Genomic DNA, 21,121 nt, shown 5'->3' with positions numbered 1-21,121 from the left:
CAGACACAGGAACGAGCATGAAATTTTCAGAACAGTGGCTGCGTGAGTGGGTATCGCCGCAGTTGGACACCCAGGCGCTTGCCGACCAGATCACCATGGCGGGCCTCGAAGTCGACGCCGTTGAGCCCGTCGCACCCGCCTTTGAAGGCGTGGTGGTCGCCGAGGTCATCGCCAAGGAGCCGCACCCGGACGCCGACAAGCTCAACGTTTGCCGCGTCAACGACGGCACCGGCGAGGTACAGGTGGTCTGCGGGGCGCGCAACGTGGCCGTCGGCCAGCGCGTGCCCTTCGCCCAGGTAGGCGGTTTGCTGCCCGGCGATTTCAAGATCAAAAAAGCGAAGCTTCGCGGCGTCGAGTCCTTCGGCATGATCTGCTCCGCCTCGGAGCTTGGCCTCGAGGAAGAGACCTCAGAGGGCATTTTCGTACTGCCAAAAGACGCCCCGATCGGCGACAGCGTGCGTGACTACCTGATGCTCGATGACGCGACCATCGAGGTGGACCTGACCCCTAACCGGGGCGACTGCCTGAGCGTCAAGGGCATGGCCCGGGAAGTCGGCGTACTCAACCGTCTGCCGGTCCAGGCGCCCGGTGCCGACCCGGTGGCGCCGAGCAGCGAACAGCGCTTCCCGGTCAGCGTTAGCGCCGTCGAGCAGTGCCCGCGCTACGTATCGCGGGTGATCGACGGCGTCGACCATACGCGCCCGACGCCGCTTTGGATGGTCGAGCGCCTGCGCCGCAGCGGCGTGCGCAGCATCGACCCGGCGGTCGACGTCACCAATTACGTCATGCTCGAACTCGGCCAGCCGCTTCACGCCTTCGATCTGGATAACCTGAGCGAGGGCATTCAGGTGCGCATGGCCCAAGAGGGCGAGCGGCTGACGCTGCTCGACGGACAGGACATCGCGCTGCGCCCGGATACGTTGGTCATCGCCGACGGTACCGGTCCGCTGGCCATGGCCGGCGTCATGGGCGGTGAGTCCTCCGGCGTTAGCGCCACCACGCGCACGCTGTTTCTCGAGGCCGCCTACTTCACGCAGTTGGCGGTCGCAGGGCAGGCGCGCTCCTACGGGCTTCATACCGATGCTTCTCACCGTTTCGAGCGCGGCGTCGACCCGTCGCTGACCGCTCAGGCGATCGAGCGCGCTACCCGGCTTTTGATCGATATCTGCGGTGGCCAGGCGGGGCCGGTCTGCGAAACCCAAAGCGAGGCCGGGCTACCACAAGCGCGACGTATTACGCTGCGCGAGGCTCGTCTTGAGCAAGCGCTCTCCAAGGCGCTTGCGTCTGACGAAGTCAGCGATATTCTCGACCGTCTCGGGCTTACAAGCTCGTATGCCAACGGCGAGTGGCAGGTAGCGGTACCGAGCTGGCGTTTCGATATCGCGATCGAAGAGGATTTGATCGAAGAGATCGCCCGCATCCACGGCTATAACAACCTGCCGGTTCGCCGCCCGGCGGCGCGTTTAGCACTGCGCCCGGCCAACGAGGCTCGACTGACCCAGTCGGCGCTTAAAAACCAGATGGTCGCGCGCGGCTATCAGGAGGCGATCACCTACAGCTTCGTCGCGCCGGAGCTTCAAAAGACGCTTCTGCCCGAAGCGGTCTCGCCGGTGCTGGCCAACCCGATCTCGGCGGATCTCTCGGTCATGCGCGCAAGTCTTTTCCCGGGGCTGGTGCGCGCGCTTTCGCACAACCTGAATCGTCAGCAACACCGCGTACGCCTGTTCGAAACCGGGCTGGTCTTCCGGGGCGAGCTCGATTCGCTCATCCAAACCCCGATGCTGGGCGCGCTTGCCTGCGGGCCGCGGGAACTCGAAGGCTGGAGCAGCGACAAGACCGCGGTGGATTTCTTCGATCTCAAGGGCGATCTCGAAAGCCTTTTAGCGATGGGCGACGACAGCGCCTGGCGATTCGAGCCCGGTGAGCATCCGGCACTACATCCAGGCCAGTGCGCCGAGCTGTTCCACGGCGACCAGCCCGCCGGCTGGATCGGTACGCTGCACCCGAAAGTGCGCGCTGAGCTTGGACTCAAGGTCGATGCGGTACTGTTCGAGGTGCGCCTGGATGCGCTGAGCGAAGGCGTGATTCCCGCCTTTGCGCCGCTATCGCGCTACCCGGAAGTGCGTCGCGATCTCGCCTTCAGCCTTGATGCGCAAACGCCGGTTCAGGCGCTTCTCGACTGCGTGAGCCGTCAGGCCGGCGATCATCTCGAGGATCTCAAGCTTTTCGACGTCTACACGGGTAAAGGAGTGGAGCCGGGGCAGAAGAGTATCGCCCTGGGCTTGACCTGGCAGCATCCATCGCGCACGCTAAATGATGATGAAATCAATCAGCGGGTGGATTCGATTGTGGCCGAGGCAAGCGCCACGTTGAATGCGCAGCTTCGCGGCTGACACTTAAAGGTCGCAAGCAACATCGTTGGCAATGGTGGGCGACAAGGAGAAGCGATATGGGGGCGTTGACCAAAGCGGAGTTGGCCGAGCATCTACACACCGAGCTTGCGCTGTCCAAGCGCGAAGCCAAGGCCATGGTAGAGACGTTTTTCGAAGAGATTCGTGCCTGCCTGCGGGAAAACGAGCAGGTGAAGCTTTCCGGTTTTGGCAACTTCGATTTGCGTGACAAGCGTGAACGGCCGGGTCGAAACCCGAAAACCGGTGAAGAGATTCCGATTTCCGCTCGCCGCGTGGTGACCTTTCGCCCGGGTCAGAAGCTCAAGCAGCAGGTCGAGCACTTCACCGACGCTTGAGGGTCGACGCCGGAGCCGCTGCGCCATTGCGCGCGCGGCGCCCTTGTTCGTTCCAGGCGCCTCTTAACCGGGGCGCTTTTTTTGTGCGCGACCCGCATCAATAGTCTGGGTCACAGGCGCCCGGAATGCGTTTTACGGGCAAGTCGTGTTAATATCCGAGCAAATTCATCAGGTATTGGTCGGAGGCTATCCGACCCGTGCTTTCATTGTTTTTCAAACATGATTTTTTCGAACATGTTTTATCGAGCATGGTTTTCGAGAATTGTTTATCGAGGAGTTCATCAATGCCTCAGCTCAATATTCTGGTGGGCACCATGTACGGCGGAGCGCTTGATGTAGCCGAGCAGGTCAAGCCGCTGTTCGAAGCCGCCGGTTATACGGTCGCGATCAAGGAGCAGCCGGTCATTGAGGACGTCAAAGAGCAGGCGCTGACGCTTTTTTGCGTCTCCACCACCGGCAGCGGCGATTTCCCGGGTAATTTCGTACCCTTCGTACGCCAGCTCAAGGATCAAAGTCCGGCGCTGACAGAGCTCAATTACGGGCTTATCGCGCTGGGCGACAGCTCTTATGATGACACTTTCTGCGGCGCCGGCCGGGCGCTCGACGCGATGCTCGAGGATCTGGGCGCCAAGCGCCTGGGCGAGCGCCTGGAAGTGGACGCCATGGAAACCTTCATGGCAGACGACGCCGCGCTCCCGTGGGTCGAAACCTGGATCGACGAGCAGTCGCTCAAGGTCGCCTGATGCAATCGGGACGCTGTGAACGGGTAGGGGTGGCGATCGGCCTGTGCGTACTCATGCTGTCGGTGATTCCACGCTATGTGGCCGGCGGTTTTGAGACGCGTTTGACTCTGTTGCTGGTCGCCATCGTTCTAGTCGCAGGCGCGGCGATTGTTAACTGGCGCATGCTCTCAAACGACGAGCGCAATCGTCTGCCGTCGCTTTTGAAACGGCTGGGGCTGTCGCTGGTTGTTGGCGCCGCCGTCATGGGGATATGGCACCTGCTGATGACCGACTGGCTAAGCTGGCAGCAGTTCATCTCCCATGGCGCGACCTGTGGCCTTTTACTGTTTGCCGTGAGTCTTGGCTGGCAGCGAAAAACGACTAACTGACAGTGGAGCGCGGAATTTCAATGAAACTCCCTTGTAATTACGCAGCGTGCCCCCATCTTGCGAACATGTTGGGCACCCCGGCGCTTGCCAGCTTGCGCCGGGGTTCTTAAAATCGCCCCTTTAACTATTGATACGCACTCACTACAACGCCCAGCCGCTAGAGGACAATTCATGCAAGTTTCTGTCGAGACGACCTCCCCCATCGAACGTCGCATCACCATTCAGGTACCGGCGGCGGACATCGACGAGGCCGTCAGCGCTCGCTTGAAAGACACCGCGAAAAACGTTCGCTTGAACGGTTTCCGCCAGGGCCGGGTTCCCATGGACGTCGTTCGCCAGCGCTACGGCGACAGCGTTCGCAGCGAAGTGGTTGGCGAAGTCATGCGCGAGCGCTACGTCCGCGCCATTACCGACGAAGGTTTGAACCCCGCCGGGTATCCGCAAATCGAGCCGAAGGTCAACGAAGCAGGTAAGGACTTTGAGTTCGTTGCGATCATGGAAGTGTATCCGCAGGTAGAGCTGAACTCGATCGACGGCACCGACGTGGAGCGTCCGGTCGTTGAAGTCAGCGAAAGCGATGTCGACGAGATGATCGAAACCCTGCGCAAGCAAAATGCCGAGTGGCAGGAAGTGGACAAGGCCGCCGAAGACGGCGATCAGGTCACCATCGATTTCCAGGGCTACCTGGGCGACGAGCCGTTTGAAGGCGGCAGCGCCGAGAACCACTCGCTGGTCATCGGCTCCAATAGCTTCATCCCGGGCTTCGAAGAGCAACTGATCGGTGCGAAAGCTGGCGAAGAGAAGACGCTCAACGTCACCTTCCCGGAAGACTATCAGGCCGAGCATCTGGCCGGCCAGGAAGCTACCTTCAAGGTCACGGTTCACAAGGTTAGCGCTCAGGAGCTTCCGGCGGTCGATTCCGCGTTCTTCGAGCGTTTCGGTGTCGAAGACGGCGACGAGTCCAAATTCCGCGCCGAAATCAAGAAGAACATGACCCGCGAAGCGTCCCAGGCGGTTGATAACCGCGTCAAGCAGCAGGTGCTGGACGCGCTCAAAAACGCCAACGACATTTCTGTTCCCAGCGCGCTGGTACAGCAGGAAACTGACGGCATGAAGCGTCAGGCCGCTCAGCAGTTCGGCCTTGGCGAAGACTTCGACGTCAGCCAACTGCCGAACGAACTGTTCGCTGATCAGGCCAAGGGTCGCGTTCAGGTCGGCTTGCTGCTTGCTGAAGTCATCAAAGCCAACGAGCTCGACGCCTCTGACGACGAAATCAAGGCGAAGGTCGAAGAGCTTGCCGAGCAGTATCAGGACCCGTCTGAAGTGGTCGAGTACTACATGGGTAACGACGAGCTTAAGACCCAAGTCAAATCCGCCATCCTCGAAGAGAAAGCGGTCGACAAACTTCTTGAGCAGGCAAACGTCAAGGATGTCGAAATGAGCTACCAGCAGGCGCTGGCTGCGGCTCAGCAGCAGGCGGAGCAGGGCGAGGAAGAGAGCGAAGAGTCCAACGCCTAACCTACCCTTGGCAATCTCGTGGCGCACCCCGGTGCGCCTCTCCCTTACCGGACGCAAGGAATCACCCGTATGAGTGAGTTTGATATTCAAAACGCCGGCGGTTTAGTGCCCATGGTGGTTGAGCAAAGCGCCAAAGGGGAACGAGCTTACGATATCTATTCGCGGCTTTTGAAAGAGCGCGTCATTTTTCTCGTCGGCCCGGTCGAGGACTACATGGCCAATCTGGTCGTGGCGCAAATGCTCTTTCTCGAGTCGGAAAACCCCGACAAGGACATCCACCTGTACATCAACTCACCGGGTGGGTCCGTAACCGCGGGCATGTCGATTTACGACACCATGCAGTTCATCAAGCCGGACGTCTCGACCGTGTGTATCGGCCAGGCTGCCAGTATGGGTGCGCTGCTTTTGACTGCGGGTGCGGCGGGCAAGCGTTACTGTTTGCCCAACTCGCGCGTCATGATCCACCAGCCGCTGGGCGGCTATCAGGGTCAGGCCTCGGACATTGAAATCCATACGCGGGAAATCCTGGGTATTCGCGAAAAACTCAATCACATTCTTGCCCATCACACGGGCCAGGATATCGAGAAAGTCGCTCGCGATACCGACCGCGATAACTTCATGAGCGCCAACCAGGCTCAGGAGTATGGCCTGATCGACGCAGTGCTGGATAAGCGGCCTGCATCCTGATAGCGTAAACGGATTACCGCTTTTCCAACGAGCTTTTCCGGCGGCGAGAGCCGCCGCAGTGACAGGGGTACGCCAATGGCCGACGGCAAAGGCAAGGACGAAGGTGGCAAACTGCTTTACTGCTCGTTTTGTGGCAAGAATCAAAACGAAGTTCGTAAACTGATTGCCGGTCCGTCCGTATATATCTGCGATGAGTGTGTCGACCTGTGTAACGACATCATTCGCGAGGAAGTTCTCGAAGCCGATGCCGAGAGCGATGAAGAGCGTCTGCCTACGCCTCGTGAAATTCGTTACACCCTGGACGACTACGTCATTGGGCAAGACCGCGCGAAAATGGTGCTTTCCGTTGCGGTGTACAACCACTACAAGCGCTTGAAGACCGAAGTGCGCGAAAGCGATGTGGAGCTTGGCAAGTCCAACATCCTGCTGATCGGTCCGACCGGTAGCGGCAAGACGCTTCTGGCCGAAACGATGGCGCGGCTTTTGAACGTGCCGTTCACGATTGCCGATGCCACCACGCTGACCGAAGCAGGCTACGTGGGTGAAGATGTCGAGAACATCATTCAGAAGCTTCTGCAAAAGTGTGACTACGATGTCGAGAAGGCCGAGCGCGGTATCGTCTATATCGACGAAATCGACAAGATTTCGCGAAAGTCGGACAACCCCTCGATCACCCGCGACGTGTCCGGCGAAGGCGTACAGCAGGCGCTTTTGAAGCTGATCGAAGGCACGACCGCCTCGGTGCCGCCCCAGGGCGGGCGCAAGCATCCGCAGCAGGAGTTCGTGCAGGTAAACACGGCCAACATGCTCTTCATCGTGGGCGGCGCCTTTGCCGGACTCGACAAAGTCATTCGCGACCGCTCCGAGAAAGGCGGTATCGGGTTTAACGCAAGCGTCAAGAGCAAGGAAGCGTCGAAAGGCGTGGGCGAGCTTCTGGCTGCGGTCGAGCCGGAAGATTTGGTCAAGTTTGGTTTGATTCCCGAGTTCGTCGGGCGTCTTCCGGTCATCGCTACGCTTACCGAGCTCAACGAGGATGCGCTGATCCAGATTTTGACCGAGCCGAAAAACTCGCTGGTCAAGCAGTATGCCAAGCTCTTCGAAATGGAAGACGTGACGCTGGAGTTTCGCGAAGAGGCGCTGCGCGCTGTAGCCGCCAAGGCCATGGAGCGCAAGACCGGCGCGCGGGGGCTGCGCTCGATTCTCGAGTCGGTACTGCTCGACACCATGTACGAGATTCCCTCGCTCGAGGACGTCAGCAAGGTGGTGATCGATAAGTCGGTCATCGAAGGCGAGAGCCAGCCGCTTTTGATCTATACCAATCAGCAAGAGAAGCGCGTTGACGGAACCGACGGCTAATCGCGCCGCGTACGATCCAGGTTCTGCTTGCACCACCGCCAAGGGGTCGCCTATGCGACCCCTTGTTGTTGTAGAAAGGTCGTCGACAAAACGTCGAGCCGGCGCTGATCGCGCGCCGCTTTTCCGGCGCGCCGCGCCAGGCCGAACCCGGATCACCCAGCGAGCCAGCGGCTGACGTTACCAGGCCGCGTCTTCCATATTGTTGGGCGCTTTGAAGTGGTAACGCTTTATCGAGCGCCTATCCGATTTGAGGAACGTCTGCGATGCAGCAGAACGCCGATCAGACACAGTGTTTACCCATGTTGCCGCTGCGCGACGTGGTGGTATACCCGCAAATGGTGATTCCGCTGTTTGTGGGGCGGGAAAAATCCATCCATGCGCTGGAAGCAGCCATGGAAGCGGACAAGCGCGTCCTGCTGGTCGCCCAGCGCGAAGCCTCCCAGGACGAGCCGGACAACGACGATTTGTACCGCATGGGCACCGTCGCCGACATCATGCAGCTTCTAAAACTGCCCGACGGCACCGTCAAGGTGCTGATCGAAGGCAGTTTCCGCGCTGACGTGGTCGATATCGAGGAGAACGAGGCGGGCTACACCCAGGCCCACCTGACGCCGCGGGAAAGCGAGCCGTTGACCTCGCGCGAGCAGGAGGCGTTGGTGCGCGTGCTGCTCAATCAGTTCGAGCAGTACGTCAAGCTCTCCAAGAAGGTGCCCAACGAGGTGCTCAATTCGCTCTCCGGCATCGAGGACCCGAGCCGTCTGGTGGATACCATTTGCGCCCACCTGTCGCTCAAGATCGGCGACAAGCAGGAGCTTTTGGAGATGGATCGCGTGCGCGATCGCATTGAGCATCTGATGGCGCTGATCGAGTCCGAAATCGATCTGCTGCAGGTCGAAAAGCGCATCCGCTCCCGGGTCAAGGAGCAGATGGAGAAGACCCAGCGCGAGTACTACCTCAACGAGCAGATGAAAGCCATCCAGAAAGAGATGGGCGAGCTCGACGACGTCCCCAACGAAGCCGAGAAGTACGAGAAGGCGATTGCGGATGCCGGCATGCCCAAGGAGGCCGCCGAGAAAGCCACTCAGGAGCTTAATAAGCTCAAGATGATGGCCTCGAACTCCGCCGAGGCCACGGTGGTGCGCTCTTATCTTGACTGGCTGATCGCCGTGCCGTGGAAAAAGCGCACCCGAGTCAAGCACGACTTGATCAAGGCGCAGGAGGTGCTCGACGAGGACCACTACGGTCTTGAAGAGGTGAAGGCGCGCATTCTCGAGTACCTGGCGGTACAAAAGCGCGTGAAGAAAATGAAAGGGCCGGTGCTGTGTCTGGTCGGCCCGCCCGGGGTGGGCAAGACCTCGCTGGGTCAATCGATTGCGCGGGCCACCAACCGTAAGTACGTGCGTCTGGCGCTCGGCGGAGTGCGCGATGAATCCGAGATTCGTGGCCATCGGCGCACCTACATCGGTTCGCTTCCAGGTAAGCTGATGCAGCGCATGGCGCGCGCCGAGGTGAAAAACCCGCTGTTTCTGCTCGACGAAGTCGATAAACTAGGGATGGATCATCGCGGCGATCCGTCTTCGGCGCTTCTCGAGGTGCTGGATCCGGAGCAGAACAACAGCTTCAGCGATCACTATCTCGAGCTCGACTACGATCTCTCGGAGACGCTGTTCATCTGCACCGCGAACTCGATGAACATTCCCGGGCCGCTTCTGGATCGGATGGAGATCATTCGTCTGCCGGGTTACACCGAAGACGAGAAGCTCGCGATCGCCAAGCGCTATCTACTGCCCAAGCAGCTCAAGGCCAACGGCTTGAAGGCCGAGGAGCTGGCCCTCGATGACGAGGCGCTGTTGGAGCTGGTGCGTTACTACACCCGCGAGGCGGGCGTGCGTGAGCTCGAGCGCCAGATCGCCAAGGTGTGCCGCAAGGTGCTGCGTGAGCGCGTCGAGGCGGAGGTGAGCACGTCCAAAGAGGCCAAGGAGCCGCCGCGCACTTTGGAGGCCGAGCACATCGAGACCTACGCCGGCGTGCGCCGCTACAGCTACGGCCTGGCCGAGAAGGAAGACCAGGTGGGTCGCGTGACCGGGCTTGCCTGGACCTCCGTGGGCGGCGAAATCCTCAACATCGAATCCGTGGTCACGCCGGGCAAGGGGCGGATCAACAAGACCGGCTCCTTGGGCGATGTAATGAAGGAGTCGGTGAGCGCTGCGCACACCGTGGTCAAGGCGCGGGCGGCAACCTTCGGTATCGCCGCAGAGCGCTTTGAGAGCGAAGATCTTCATATCCACGTGCCAGAGGGTGCTACGCCGAAAGACGGCCCAAGCGCCGGCGTTGCCATGGTGACGGCGATGATCTCTGCCTACACCGGTCGTCCGGTTCGCTGCGACGTGGCGATGACCGGCGAGGTCAATCTGCGCGGAGAAGTGATGCCGATTGGTGGGTTGAAGGAGAAATTGCTGGCAGCGCGCCGGGGTGGTATAAAGACCGTCCTAATCCCTGAGGAAAACCGCCGTGATCTCAAGGAAGTACCGGATAACATCAAGGGAGCGCTTGATATTCGCCCGGTACAGTGGATAGATGACGTGTTAGCGGTAGCCTTGGCCGAGGAGCCGGTATCGGGGGCGCCCGCGCTTAAAAGCGCCGATCCGTCATTTACCGGCAGCACCACGGCCAGTACGCATTAAGCGTTAGAGCCCGTAGAGGCTTGCAAGTATAAGGAGCGCTCGGGCCCTTCATTGGGGCGGGCGCTCGTATCCGGGTCGCTTGACAGGTATTTCAAGGCATTGCTATAAAACGCAGCTATGCTTTGAGCTTGTACCCGCCGGTGACCGCGCCGTTCAGAGCCATTTTTTCGAAACATTTAAGGGGTGAAGTGTGAATAAGTCCGAGCTGATTGAAGCTATTGCCGCGTCTGCAGATATTCCGAAAGCAGCGGCAACCCGCGCATTGGATGCCATGGTCGAGTCTGTCACCGATAGCCTCAAAAAAGGCGAGAGCGTTTCACTGGTGGGCTTTGGTACGTTCGCCATCAAGGAACGCGCCGCGCGCACCGGCCGTAACCCGCAAACCGGCAAGCCGATCCAGATCAGCGCTGCCAAGGTACCCAACTTCAAGGCGGGTAAAGCGTTGAAAGACGCCGTCAACTGATTGACCCGCGTTTGATGTAACGTAATGGGCGCATCGCGAAAGCGATGCGCCCATGTTATTTAAAGGGCCCTCACCGGGCGCGACAAATGGCTGTGACGATCTGAGGCAAGCATGCTGCAAAGTATTCGCAACGGTTCCCGAAGCTGGGGGGCTAAAATCATCATTGGGCTCATGGTGGCCGCCATGGCGCTGTTTGGCATCGAATCGCTGTTCAGCGCGTTCGGCCGCGACCCCAATCAGGTGGCAAGCGTCAATGGCGAACCCATCATGCGCCAGCAGGTGGAAATCGAGGTGCAGCGGGCGATGCGCTCGGGCCAAGTGCCGCCGGAGCAAGAGCGCGCGCTTCGAAGCGATGTGCTCGACCAGTTGATCACCCAAGAGCTTCTGGGCCAGTACGCCGACGACGGCGGCTTCCATCTGTCCGACGAGCAGCTCGATCAGGTCATCGTCACGCTACCCGAGTTTCAGGACGGGCAGGGCCGCTTCAACGCGGATATTTTTCGCAACCAGCTCGGCCGTGCAGGCTATACGCCGCTGGCGTTTCGCGAAGAGCTAAGAAACGATCTCAAGCGTAGCTACCTGCAGCAAGGCTTGGCACAAAGCGATTTCGTGCTGCCCAGCGAGCGCGAGCGACTCCTCGCGCTGCAAAATCAGCAGCGCAGTTTTCGCTACGTGATGCTCGACCAGGGTGATATCGATTTCAACCCGAACGTCACCGACGAGCAGGTCAGCGACTACTACGATACCCATCCGGAGCGCTTCGAGCGGCCAGAGCAGGTGCAGGTGGAGTACGTGGTGATCGACCGCCAGGAGATGGCCGAAGGAGTTGACGTCGATGAGGAAGCGCTGCGCCGCGCTTACCGCGTTCAGAGCCAGACCAGCGACCGCCAGATATCGCACATCATGGTGACGTTCGGCGACGAGCGCAGCCGTGAAGAGGCCCAGGCGCGCGCCGAGCAGGCGTTGGCTGCCGTCGAAGGCGGTAAATCTTTTGAAGAGGTTGCGCTGGAGTACTCCGACGATACCGCCAGCGCCGAGCAGGGCGGCGATCTGGGTGTCGTCGCCCCGGGCATCATGGGCGAGGCGTTTGATGACGCCGCGTTCGCCCTGGGAGAAGGGGAAACCTCGGGGCTGGTGGAAATGGGCAACGCCTTCCACGTGCTGCGCGTGACCAGCGTCGAAGGGCCGAGCTTCGAGGAGCAGCGTGAAAGTCTTGAACAAACCGCCGCGCTCGATGAGGTTAGCGACGACTTCAACCGCCAGGTACAGAGCCTGATCGACGAAAGCTTCGCCGCCGACGATCTGCAAAGCGTGGCGGAGGATCTAGGCCTGACGCTTTATCAAACGGACTGGATCACCCGCGATGGCGGTACCGGCGTGCTTTCAGAGCCCGGCGTCATGGACGAAGCCTTCACCGACGACGTGCTTCAGGACGGCTACAACAGCCAGGTCATCGTGCTCGACGACGACCGCCGTCTGGTATTGCGCGTGGCGGACCACCGCGACGCGACAGTGTTGCCCCTGGGCGAAGTGCGCAGCGATATCGAAGGGTACGTTGCCGCCGCCCAGCGCCAGGATGCGCTCCAGGAAGAGGCTCAGCGACTCATCGATGCGTTAAGCGCCGGCGACTCCGTCGATATCGACTGGCAGGAGGCCAGCGATATTTCTCGCCAGGGGCCTACGACGCTGCCCGCAACGCTGGTCGATGGCGTATTTGGCATGCCGCGACCGGACGAAGGTGACAGCACCTACGCAAGCGTGATGATGCCAGCAAGCGTTGGCGTAGTGGCGCTGGATAGCGTGGCCACGCCCGAAAGCGACGAAGGCGATCAGGCCAGCGAGTTCATTACCCGCATTTCCGAGCAGCTTCGCGCCCAGGCCGCGGTCCAAGGGCTGATCGAGCAGCTCAGAAACGACGCCGATATCGAGCGTTAGACGCCTTAACGCGCTTTCGTGATCACACGAGGGCGCGATAAAAGCGAAAAGAAAAAGCCGATCCAGTGGATCGGCTTTTTTGTGTCCGCAGATAGTCTGCCCTTTGTGGCAGTCCGGTCGCGATCAGCCGGCGTTTGGCTCAGGCGGCGCATCAAGCGCAAAGCGGCGAAGCCGCGGGGTCGGCAAGCCATCACAGGCCTCGATCACGATGTCCCACCCTTGGTCCGACTGCCAGTCGCCCAGCACAAAGCGCTGGGCCGGAACGTCTTCCACGGTCAGCTCGTGCACCATCGGGCGATGGGTGTGGCCGTGAATCATGGTGCTCACGCCGGTTTGGCGCAGGAGCGCCGTGACCTCTGACGGGGTGACATCCATGATCGCCTCCGCCTTGCCGGCATTGGCGCTGTCCGACTCCAGACGCAGCTTCTTGGCCAGCGCCAGGCGCTCCTCCAGCGGCATGGCGAGAATGTGCGCCTGCCACTCGGGGTTTCGCGACTGGGCGCGAAACGCCATGTAGCTTTCGTCCTGGGTGCAGAGGCTATCGCCGTGCAGCAGCACGACGGGCAGGCCCTGCAGCTCGGCCTCGAAGGTCTCGGGCAGGAGCGTGGCGCCACACTCGCTTAAAAAGCGCTCGCCGAGCAAGAAGTCGCGGTTGCCGTGCTGGAAATAGACGGCGGTGCCGGCATCGGCCAACGCGCGTAGCCGCGTTGCGACCTCGCTCGCCACCTGGGCGCTGGGGTGAGGAGCGTCGAGGGTGTCGTCGCCGATCCAGGCGTCGAACAGGTCGCCTAGAATGTAGAGCGCCTCGGCCCCTTGGGCGGTGTGTTCAAGATAGCGAAAGAACCCTCGGTTGATCTCGGGGGTATCGCCGCTCAAATGCGTGTCGGCTACCAGCAGCGTGCGCATAGGACTCCCGGTGATCACTCGTCTTTGACGTAAGCGCGCTCGATGATGACGTCCTCGGCGGGTACGTCGGCGTGCATGCCGCGGCGGGTCGTGGAAACGCCCTTGATGGCGTTGACCACGTCCATGCCGTCGACCACTTCACCGAACACCGCATAGCCCCAGCCCTGCAGATTCTTGCCGCTATGGTTCAAAAAGCTGTTGTTTCCCACGTTGATGAAAAACTGCGAACTCGCCGAGTGCGGGTCCTGGGTACGCGCCATGGCGAGAGTCCCGATCGTGTTTTCGAGGCCGTTGTCGGCTTCGTTTTCGATCGGGGCGCGGGTCGGCTTTTGCTCGAAGTTGGTGTCGAAGCCGCCGCCCTGGACCATGAAGCCGTCGATCACGCGGTGAAACAGCGTACCGTCGTAGAAGCCGTCGCGCACGTACTGCTCGAAGTTCGCCGCGGTGTTCGGGGCTTTGTCGTGATTGAGCGCGACAGTGATGTCGCCCATGCTGGTCTGTAATACGATCATGGTTAAATTCCTGTTGAATGAAGGCGTTCGCCTTGGCGCTGTGCATCGGCGTCGCGTTATAATAGCGGTTTTGCCCGGCGCCGCGAAGCGCTACGGTTCTACTCCGGGACGACGCGCACTGCTTGCCGTCCGGCACGCCATCCACTGTGAGGTTATCAACACCGCCATGACCAACGAGACCACCAAAGCGCCGAACTTCATTCGCAACCAGGTACGCGACGAGATCGAAAGCGGGCAGGTCAGCACTATCGTGACGCGTTTTCCCCCGGAGCCCAACGGCTTTTTGCACATTGGCCATGCCAAGTCGATCTGTCTCAACTTCGGGTTGGCCCGTGAACTCGGTGGTGACTGTCATCTGCGGTTCGACGATACCAACCCGGCCAAGGAAGAGCAGGCCTACATCGACGCCATCAAGGAGGACGTCGAGTGGCTGGGGTTCGAGTGGGCGGGCGAGGTGCGCTTTGCGTCGACCTATTTCGACCAGCTCTACGCTTGGGCGCAGCACCTGGTGCGCGAAAGCAAGGCCTACGTCGATGACCTGAACCCGGACGAGATACGTGAATACCGCGGCACGCTGACCGAACCCGGCCGCCCCAGCCCCTACCGCGAGCGCGGGGTCGAGGAGAATCTGGATCTGCTCGAGCGCATGCGCCTAGGTGAGTTCGGTGAAGGCGAGAAGGTGCTGCGCGCCAAAATCGACATGGCGTCGCCGAACATCAACCTGCGCGACCCGATTCTTTACCGCATTCGCCACGCAAGTCACCACCAGACCGGCGACGCCTGGAAGATCTACCCCTCCTACGATTTCACCCACGGCCAGTCGGATGCGCTCGAAGGCGTTACCCACTCGATCTGTACCCTGGAGTTCGAGGATCACCGCCCGCTTTACGAATGGTTTCTGAACAACCTGCCGGTGCCCAGCAAGCCGCGCCAGATCGAGTTCGCCCGCTTGAACCTGAATTACACGCTCACGTCCAAGCGCAAACTAAAGCTGCTGGTCGATGAGAAGATCGTCGACGGCTGGGACGACCCGCGCATGCCGACCATCTCGGGTATGCGCCGGCGCGGCTACACCCCGGCCTCGATTCGCAAGTTTTGCGAAATGATCGGCGTGACCCGCGCCGACGGCGGGCTGGTCGATATCGCCATGCTGACCCACGCGATCCGTTCAGATCTCGAGGACAACGCCCCGCGAGCGATGTGCGTGATGAAGCCGCTCAAGGTCGTGCTGACCAACGTCGACGAGGGTTTCGAAGAGGTGTACGAAGTGCCCGGCCACCCGGCCCGCGACGACATGGCCGTTCGCCGCGTGCCGCTGACCCGCGAGCTCTATATCGATCAGGAAGACTTCATGGAGGACGCGCCCAAGAAGTTCTTCCGTTTGGCGCCGCGCAAGGAAGTGCGCCTGCGCAACAGCTACGTGATCTGCTGTGACGAGGTGATCAAGGATGACGCCGGTGAGATCAAGGAGCTTCGCTGCTCGGTAGACTTCGATACTCTCGGCAAGAACCCGGAAGGGCGCAAGGTCAAGGGCGTGATCCACTGGGTGAGCGCGGTTCACGGCGTGCCCATGGAAGTGCGCCTCTACGACAACCTGTTCATGGTCGAGCAGCCGGACCGTGACAAGGATGCCGACTTCCTCGATCACCTGAACCCGGAGTCGCTGGTTGTCTGCCAGGCCGTCGGCGAGCCGAGCCTCGCGGATGCCGCGCCAGAGTCACGCTACCAGTTCGAGCGGGTGGGCTACTTCTGCGCCGATCGCCACCTGTCGACGCCGGACAAGCTCGTCTTCAACCGCACCGTCGGGCTGAAGGATAGCTGGGCGAAAATTCAGAAAAAGGGCTGAGGTGGCCATGCAGATTTACAACACGCTTACCCGCGCCAAGGAAACCTTTACGCCGATCGAGCCTGGCAAGGTGCGCATGTACGTGTGCGGCATGACGGTGTACGACTACTGCCACCTGGGCCACGCCCGGGTGATGGTGGCGTTCGATGTGATCACCCGCTACCTGCGCGAGCGCGGGTTCGAGGTCGATTATGTGCGCAACATCACTGATATCGACGACAAGATTTTAAAGCGTGCCGAAGAGAACGACGAGCCGATTGGCGCGCTCACCGAGCGCATGATCGCCGCGATGCACGAGGACGAGGCGCGCCTGAATGTCCTACCGCCAACGCGGGAGCCGCGGGCCACTGGGCACATCGACGACATAACCGCGATGATCGAGACGCTGATCGACAAGGGCTTCGCCTACCGCGCCGATAACGGCGATGTCTACTACCGGGTGCGCAAGTTCGACGGCTACGGCAAGCTCAACAACCGCCAGCTCGACGACATGCGCGCGGGTTCCCGCGTCGATGTAGACACGCACAAGGAAGACCCGCTCGATTTCGTACTCTGGAAAGCCGCCAAGCCGGGTGAAGCGCACTGGCACTCGCCCTGGGGTAACGGCCGGCCTGGCTGGCACATCGAGTGCTCGGCGATGTCGACGTGCTGTTTGGGCAACACGTTCGATATTCACGGCGGCGGCCCTGACCTGACCTTCCCGCACCACGAAAACGAGATCGCCCAAAGCGAGGCCGCCACCGGCCAGACCTACGTCAACACCTGGATGCACGCCGGGGCGGTGCGCGTCGACCAGGAGAAGATGTCCAAGTCGCTCGGTAACTTCTTTACCATTCGCGACGTGCTCGAAGAGCACGACCCGGAAGTGGTGCGTTTTCTTCTGGTGGCGAGCCACTATCGAAGCCCGATCAACTACTCGGTGGGCTCGCTGGTCGAGGCGCGCAAGTCGCTGATTCGCTTCTACACCGCCCTTGACGGTGTCGAAGATTCGCCCGCGTCGCAGCCAATCGAAGACGCGTCGTTCGATGCTCGTTTTAAGGCGGCGATGGACGACGACTTCAACACGCCGGAAGCGCTGGCGGTGCTGTTCGATCTGGCCCGCGATGTGAACCGCGCCAAAACCGATGCGCCGTCGCTCGCGCCGGCGCTGGCCACAGAGCTCGTTCGCCTGGGCGGCGTGCTGGGGCTTTTACAGCAGGCCCCTCAAGCGTTTCTCAAAGGCACCGCTAGCGCGCCGATCAGCGATGCCGAGATCGAGGCGAAGATCGAGCAGCGTAAACAGGCCAAAATGGACAAGGACTTCGCCCGGGCCGACGCTATTCGCGACGAGCTGGCAGCACTCGGTATCGTGCTCAAGGACTCCCGCGAGGGCACGACTTGGGTCGTCGAAGCGCTTTAGAGCGGGCGGTGGGTGTGGCGCTTGACGTCGCGCCACCTATACTTAACGCTTTGATGAGCCAATTGAATAAAGGATGATGACAATGCGCTCCATGGTTAAACCTACGCTTGCAACGCTGGCGCTCGCCTTCGCCACAAGCGCCGCCCAGGCCGATGATCCGGTGGTCGTGGCATCGAAAATCGATACCGAAGGGTCGGTGCTTGGCGAGCTGATCATTCAGACGCTGGAGCGCGAAGGGATTCCGACGGAAAACCGTCTGCAGCTCGGCGCCACCAGCGTGGTGCGAAGCGCCATCGAGGCTGGTGAAATCGACCTCTACCCGGAGTACACCGGCAACGGCGCGTTCTTTTTCGACATGACCGACAGCCCGGTCTGGAATGACGCCGATCAGGCCTTTGAAACCGTGCGCGAGCGCGATGCGCAAAACGGCCTGGTGTGGCTGCGTCCCGCCAGCGCCAATAACACCTGGGCGATCAGCGTGCGCGGCGATGTGGCCGAAGAAAATGGCCTCAAGACGCTGGACGATTTGACCGAGTATCTGGAGCAGGGCGGTGAGTTCAAGTTCGCCGCCAGCGCCGAGTTCGTCGAGTCCGAGCAGGCGCTCCCGGCGTTTCAGAACGCCTACGGCTTCGAGCTTTCCGACGACCAGCTGCTGGTGCTTTCCGGCGGCAACACCGCGGCCACCATGCGAGCCGCCGCCCAGCAAACCAGCGGCGTCAACGCGGCGATGACCTACGGTACCGACGGCGGGCTCAACGCGCTCAACCTCGTCGTGCTGGAGGATACCAAAGGCGTTCAGCCGATCTATCAGCCCGCGCCGCTAGTGCGCGAAAGCGTGCTCGAAACCTACCCGGCCATCGAAGAGAGCCTCGAAGCGGTGTTCGAAACGCTCGATCTCGAAACCCTCCAGCGCCTGAACGCCGATGTGGCGGTCAACGGGCTGTCGCCGGATCAGGTGGCCCGCGACTACCTCGATAGCCTGGGCGACTGATTGATGCCGGTACGGGCAGCGGCCCGGCTCAGGGCCGGGGCGCGCACGCTTGCGCCCAACGCGGTACTGCTGACGCTTTCGATCGTCATGCTCGCGGCGCTTTGGCTGACCTCTACGGTCAGCGTCGCGCCCAACCGTATCGTGCCCGGCAGCGCGTTTGATGTAGTCGCCGCGTTCGGCGTGGCGGGGGCGCTGCTGGTGTCGCTGCTGCTGCTGGCGCTGGCGGCGCTGTCGCTCAAGGCCGAGCGGGTCAACTACCAGGCGATGCTGCTGCTCGTGGTGTTGATTTTGCTGCTGATGCCCTTTGGGCTGATGGTCGCCGGCCATTTTCTCATCGACCCGGCGCTTGCCCAGGCGCGGCTCGGCATCGGCGCGGGCTACTGGACGCTTTTGTTCGTGCTGCTGTTGTGCCTGGTCGAGCTTCGCCTGCGCCTTGGGCTTAAACGCCTGGCTACCGCCGCGCTGCTGTTGGGCGTGGCGCTGGTCTGGTGGCTCTGCGCCCGGCTCTGGCTCGACGAGCTGGCGCTGGTGCAGGAGTTCCATTCGCGCCAGAGCGCGTTCTACGCCGCGCTATCCCAGCATCTGGTGCTGGTCGCCAGCGCCGTGGGTGTAAGCCTGGTGCTGGGCATGACGCTGGCGCTTTTGATGCGCCGGTTCACCCGGGTAGAAAAGGTCGGGTTTGCGCTGCTGAATTTCTTTCAAACCGTCCCGAGCTTGGCGCTTTTCGGGCTTTTGCTGGCGCCGCTTGCTTGGCTCGGTGCCAACGTGGCCTTTTTGCGCGATCTCGGCGTGAGCGGCATCGGCAATACGCCGGCATTGATCGCGCTGATCGCCTATAGCCTGCTGCCGATTGCGCGAAACACTTATATTGCGCTGGGCGAGGTGCGCCCGGACACCCTGGAAGCTGCCACCGCCATGGGCATGCGCCCGGCCCAACGGTTCTGGCAGGTGCGGTTTCCGCTGGCGCTGCCGGTGCTGCTGGAAGGCGTGCGTATCACCACCGTTCAAGCCGTGGGGCTTGCCGCAGTGGCCGCGCTGATCGGCGCCGGCGGGTTGGGGACGTTCATTTTTCAGGGGCTGGGGCAGGCCGCCATGGACATGGTGCTGCTCGGGGCGCTGCCGATCGTAATCATGGCGCTGATCATGGACGCCGGGCTCGGGGCGCTGGCTGAACTCACCCGTCACGGAGGACAGGCATGATCGAGCTCTCCCGCGTTTCCAAGCGCTTTGGTGACACCACCGCGGTCGACGATATCTCCTTGAGCATCCCCAGCGGGAAGTTTTGTGCGCTGGTAGGTACCTCCGGCTGCGGTAAATCGACCATGCTTCGCATGATCAATCGGTTGATCCCTCACAGCGACGGCCAAATCACGCTGGATGGCGAGCCCATCGAAAGCTTCAATCCGGTCAAGTTAAGGCGGCGTATCGGCTACGTCATCCAGAGCACAGGGCTGTTTCCCCACTGGAGCGTGGCGCGAAATATCGGCCTGGTGCCGCGGCTGTTGAAATGGCCCACGGAAAAGGTCAACGCGAGGGTGGAGGAGCTGATGGGCATTTTCGGGCTGCCCGTTGACGAGTTCGCCCACAAGTACCCGCACCAACTCTCCGGCGGTCAGGCGCAGCGAGTGGGCGTTGCCCGGGCGTTGGCCGCCGACCCGGACATCCTGCTGATGGACGAGCCGTTTGGCGCGCTCGACCCGCTCACGCGCGAAAAGCTTCAGGACGAGCTTTTACGTCTGCAGGCCAAACTGCACAAGACCGTGGTGTTCGTCACTCACGACATGGACGAGGCGTTGAAGCTTGCCGACCACCTGGTGGTGATGCGCGACGGGCGCATCGTGCAGCAGGGCAGCCCGCTTGCGCTTTTACAGCACCCGGAGGACGCCTTCGTGGAGTCGATGCTCGGCGGGCTGGAGCGTGGGCTCAAGCAGGCCGCGCTCACCCGCGTAAAAGACCATATGACGTCACTGGGCTCGGCCATTCCCGCTCACTCGCGTATTCCCGGCGACTTCACCCTGCGCCAAGGGCTTTCGATGATGATGCGCGATCACTGCGACCGGCTCACGGTAGTCGATGCCAGCGACGTGCCCATTGGCGAGCTCTCGCTTCGCCGGCTGATCAAGGAAGCGCAAACCGAGCGGGGCGTTCACCGTGCAGGCTAGTGTCGTCTCTCTGCGCCCCGGTTTTGCACTCCGCTGGCTGGTGCCGCTTGGCTGGGCGGCACTGCTGGCGCTGGCGGTGTTCGGCATGCAGTATGCCGACGGCTTTTTTCGCTGGATCGCGCCGGATGCCCGCCAGGTCATCTATAGCCGCGCCAGCTTTCTCGACCTGCTGGGCCGCCATCTGCTGGTGGTCGGCGTGGCCGGGGCGGTCACCATCGTGGTCGGCGTGCTGGCGGGCATCGGTGTTACCCGTCGGTACGGGCGCGATTTCCTGCCGCTGGCGGGCCAGCTCGCCTCCATTGGCCAGACGTTTCCGCCGGTGGCGGTACTGGCGCTGGCGGTGCCGGTGCTGGGCTTTGGGACGCTTCCGATCATCGTCGCGCTCATGCTCTACGGGCTTCTGCCCATTTTGCGCAATACCTTGGCGGGGCTTCAGGGGGTGGACGCCGGTACCAAGGAGGCGGCGCTCGCCATGGGCATGACCCAGCGCCAAATCCTCTGGCGCGTGGAGCTGCCGCTGGCCGCTCCGGTGATTCTCGCCGGCATTCGCACCTCGATCACGATCAATATCGCCACCGCTGCGCTGGGAGCGACGGTCGGAGCCAGTAACCTGGGCGACCCCATCATCTCCGGCATCGTCAATTCCAATATGGCCTACGTGCTGCAGGGTGCGCTCTTGATCGCGCTGCTGGCACTCACCGTCGATAGTCTTTTCGATCTTTTCCAGCAGGCGCTGGCCAAGCGCTCCGCTGCGTAATCCCACCCCTTGTTATCATTTCAGAGCGCGCTTTCGCTCTGCGCCCTA

18 protein-coding genes are annotated in these 21,121 nt (G+C 61.5%); 16 read left to right on the top strand and 2 right to left on the bottom strand.

Annotated elements, in window-relative coordinates:
* The first annotated feature begins 17 nt into the window (after positions 1–17).
* The 10 genes from pheT to MQW23_RS18995 all read left to right on the top strand — a co-directional run bounded on the left by pheT (position 18) and on the right by MQW23_RS18995 (position 12,500).
* Entirely contained in the window at positions 18–2,393 is a 2,376-nt protein-coding gene (pheT, locus tag MQW23_RS19040; RefSeq protein WP_252109803.1) for a phenylalanine--tRNA ligase subunit beta, read from the top strand.
* 56 nt (positions 2,394–2,449) lie between these two features.
* Positions 2,450–2,746 (top strand): integration host factor subunit alpha, encoded by a 297-nt coding sequence (locus MQW23_RS19035; protein ID WP_252109802.1) that lies wholly within the window; start codon positions 2,450–2,452, stop codon positions 2,744–2,746.
* Between the two features lie 284 nt (positions 2,747–3,030).
* Complete coding sequence (locus tag MQW23_RS19030) at positions 3,031–3,489, top strand: flavodoxin domain-containing protein (RefSeq protein WP_252109801.1); 459 nt, start codon at positions 3,031–3,033, stop codon at positions 3,487–3,489.
* Entirely contained in the window at positions 3,489–3,857 is a 369-nt protein-coding gene (locus MQW23_RS19025; protein ID WP_252109800.1) for a hypothetical protein, read from the top strand. The genes MQW23_RS19030 and MQW23_RS19025 overlap by 1 nt, the downstream gene beginning before the upstream one ends.
* Positions 3,858–4,028: 171 nt before the next feature.
* Entirely contained in the window at positions 4,029–5,375 is a 1,347-nt protein-coding gene (gene tig / locus MQW23_RS19020) for a trigger factor (RefSeq protein WP_252109799.1), read from the top strand.
* Between the two features lie 69 nt (positions 5,376–5,444).
* Entirely contained in the window at positions 5,445–6,062 is a 618-nt protein-coding gene (clpP, locus tag MQW23_RS19015; RefSeq protein ID WP_252109798.1) for an ATP-dependent Clp endopeptidase proteolytic subunit ClpP, read from the top strand.
* Between the two features lie 75 nt (positions 6,063–6,137).
* On the top strand, positions 6,138–7,418 hold the full coding sequence (gene clpX, locus MQW23_RS19010; RefSeq protein ID WP_252109797.1) for an ATP-dependent Clp protease ATP-binding subunit ClpX: 1,281 nt from the start codon (positions 6,138–6,140) through the stop codon (positions 7,416–7,418).
* Between the two features lie 263 nt (positions 7,419–7,681).
* On the top strand, positions 7,682–10,102 hold the full coding sequence (gene lon / locus MQW23_RS19005; protein ID WP_252109796.1) for an endopeptidase La: 2,421 nt from the start codon (positions 7,682–7,684) through the stop codon (positions 10,100–10,102).
* A gap of 190 nt (positions 10,103–10,292) precedes the next feature.
* Positions 10,293–10,565, top strand: a complete 273-nt coding sequence (hbs, locus tag MQW23_RS19000) for a non-specific DNA-binding protein Hbs (protein ID WP_252109795.1) — start codon at positions 10,293–10,295, stop codon at positions 10,563–10,565.
* A 111-nt stretch (positions 10,566–10,676) separates the two neighbouring features.
* Complete coding sequence (locus MQW23_RS18995; RefSeq protein ID WP_252109794.1) at positions 10,677–12,500, top strand: SurA N-terminal domain-containing protein; 1,824 nt, start codon at positions 10,677–10,679, stop codon at positions 12,498–12,500.
* A 123-nt stretch (positions 12,501–12,623) separates the two neighbouring features.
* On the opposite strand, the gene MQW23_RS18990 is transcribed toward MQW23_RS18995, so the two are convergent.
* Positions 12,624–13,406: a UDP-2,3-diacylglucosamine diphosphatase gene (locus MQW23_RS18990; RefSeq protein ID WP_252109793.1), complete on the bottom strand. Its 783-nt coding sequence runs from the start codon at positions 13,404–13,406 to the stop codon at positions 12,624–12,626.
* Between the two features lie 14 nt (positions 13,407–13,420).
* Entirely contained in the window at positions 13,421–13,918 is a 498-nt protein-coding gene (locus MQW23_RS18985) for a peptidylprolyl isomerase (RefSeq protein WP_252109792.1), read from the bottom strand.
* 166 nt (positions 13,919–14,084) lie between these two features.
* On the opposite strand from MQW23_RS18985, the gene MQW23_RS18980 reads away from it, so the two are divergent.
* The 6 genes from MQW23_RS18980 to MQW23_RS18955 all read left to right on the top strand — a co-directional run bounded on the left by MQW23_RS18980 (position 14,085) and on the right by MQW23_RS18955 (position 21,073).
* Positions 14,085–15,764 (top strand): glutamine--tRNA ligase/YqeY domain fusion protein, encoded by a 1,680-nt coding sequence (locus MQW23_RS18980; RefSeq protein WP_252109791.1) that lies wholly within the window; start codon positions 14,085–14,087, stop codon positions 15,762–15,764.
* Positions 15,765–15,771: 7 nt separating this feature from the next.
* Positions 15,772–17,163 (top strand): cysteine--tRNA ligase, encoded by a 1,392-nt coding sequence (cysS, locus tag MQW23_RS18975; protein WP_252109790.1) that lies wholly within the window; start codon positions 15,772–15,774, stop codon positions 17,161–17,163.
* 82 nt (positions 17,164–17,245) lie between these two features.
* Complete coding sequence (gene osmF, locus MQW23_RS18970; protein ID WP_286087060.1) at positions 17,246–18,154, top strand: glycine betaine ABC transporter substrate-binding protein OsmF; 909 nt, start codon at positions 17,246–17,248, stop codon at positions 18,152–18,154.
* Between the two features lie 3 nt (positions 18,155–18,157).
* Positions 18,158–19,354 (top strand): ABC transporter permease, encoded by a 1,197-nt coding sequence (locus MQW23_RS18965; protein WP_252109789.1) that lies wholly within the window; start codon positions 18,158–18,160, stop codon positions 19,352–19,354.
* On the top strand, positions 19,351–20,316 hold the full coding sequence (locus tag MQW23_RS18960; protein WP_252109788.1) for an ABC transporter ATP-binding protein: 966 nt from the start codon (positions 19,351–19,353) through the stop codon (positions 20,314–20,316). Before MQW23_RS18965 ends, MQW23_RS18960 begins: the two co-directional genes overlap by 4 nt.
* Positions 20,306–21,073, top strand: coding sequence for an ABC transporter permease (locus MQW23_RS18955; protein WP_252109787.1), 768 nt, complete (start codon positions 20,306–20,308; stop codon positions 21,071–21,073). Before MQW23_RS18960 ends, MQW23_RS18955 begins: the two co-directional genes overlap by 11 nt.
* The last annotated feature ends 48 nt before the right edge of the window (positions 21,074–21,121 follow it).

Origin of the sequence: Halomonas sp. S3-1-1 (genome assembly GCF_023757625.1) — a bacterium.
In the GTDB taxonomy this organism is placed as follows: domain Bacteria; phylum Pseudomonadota; class Gammaproteobacteria; order Pseudomonadales; family Halomonadaceae; genus Vreelandella.
Note: the sequence above shows the minus strand (reverse complement) of the source record. Positions and strands in the feature narration are given on the sequence as shown.

What these genes read in the sequence shown, in the direction of transcription:
- pheT (WP_252109803.1), top strand. Translation starts at nt 18, where the DNA reads ATGAAATTTTCAGAACAGTGGCTGCGTGAGTGGGTATCGCCGCAGTTG.
- MQW23_RS19035 (WP_252109802.1), top strand. Translation starts at nt 2,450, where the DNA reads ATGGGGGCGTTGACCAAAGCGGAGTTGGCCGAGCATCTACACACCGAG.
- MQW23_RS19030 (WP_252109801.1), top strand. Translation starts at nt 3,031, where the DNA reads ATGCCTCAGCTCAATATTCTGGTGGGCACCATGTACGGCGGAGCGCTT.
- MQW23_RS19025 (WP_252109800.1), top strand. Translation starts at nt 3,489, where the DNA reads ATGCAATCGGGACGCTGTGAACGGGTAGGGGTGGCGATCGGCCTGTGC.
- tig (WP_252109799.1), top strand. Translation starts at nt 4,029, where the DNA reads ATGCAAGTTTCTGTCGAGACGACCTCCCCCATCGAACGTCGCATCACC.
- clpP (WP_252109798.1), top strand. Translation starts at nt 5,445, where the DNA reads ATGAGTGAGTTTGATATTCAAAACGCCGGCGGTTTAGTGCCCATGGTG.
- clpX (WP_252109797.1), top strand. Translation starts at nt 6,138, where the DNA reads ATGGCCGACGGCAAAGGCAAGGACGAAGGTGGCAAACTGCTTTACTGC.
- lon (WP_252109796.1), top strand. Translation starts at nt 7,682, where the DNA reads ATGCAGCAGAACGCCGATCAGACACAGTGTTTACCCATGTTGCCGCTG.
- MQW23_RS18995 (WP_252109794.1), top strand. Translation starts at nt 10,677, where the DNA reads ATGCTGCAAAGTATTCGCAACGGTTCCCGAAGCTGGGGGGCTAAAATC.
- MQW23_RS18990 (WP_252109793.1), bottom strand. Translation starts at nt 13,406, where the DNA reads ATGCGCACGCTGCTGGTAGCCGACACGCATTTGAGCGGCGATACCCCC.
- MQW23_RS18985 (WP_252109792.1), bottom strand. Translation starts at nt 13,918, where the DNA reads ATGATCGTATTACAGACCAGCATGGGCGACATCACTGTCGCGCTCAAT.
- MQW23_RS18980 (WP_252109791.1), top strand. Translation starts at nt 14,085, where the DNA reads ATGACCAACGAGACCACCAAAGCGCCGAACTTCATTCGCAACCAGGTA.
- cysS (WP_252109790.1), top strand. Translation starts at nt 15,772, where the DNA reads ATGCAGATTTACAACACGCTTACCCGCGCCAAGGAAACCTTTACGCCG.
- osmF (WP_286087060.1), top strand. Translation starts at nt 17,246, where the DNA reads ATGCGCTCCATGGTTAAACCTACGCTTGCAACGCTGGCGCTCGCCTTC.
- MQW23_RS18965 (WP_252109789.1), top strand. Translation starts at nt 18,158, where the DNA reads ATGCCGGTACGGGCAGCGGCCCGGCTCAGGGCCGGGGCGCGCACGCTT.
- MQW23_RS18960 (WP_252109788.1), top strand. Translation starts at nt 19,351, where the DNA reads ATGATCGAGCTCTCCCGCGTTTCCAAGCGCTTTGGTGACACCACCGCG.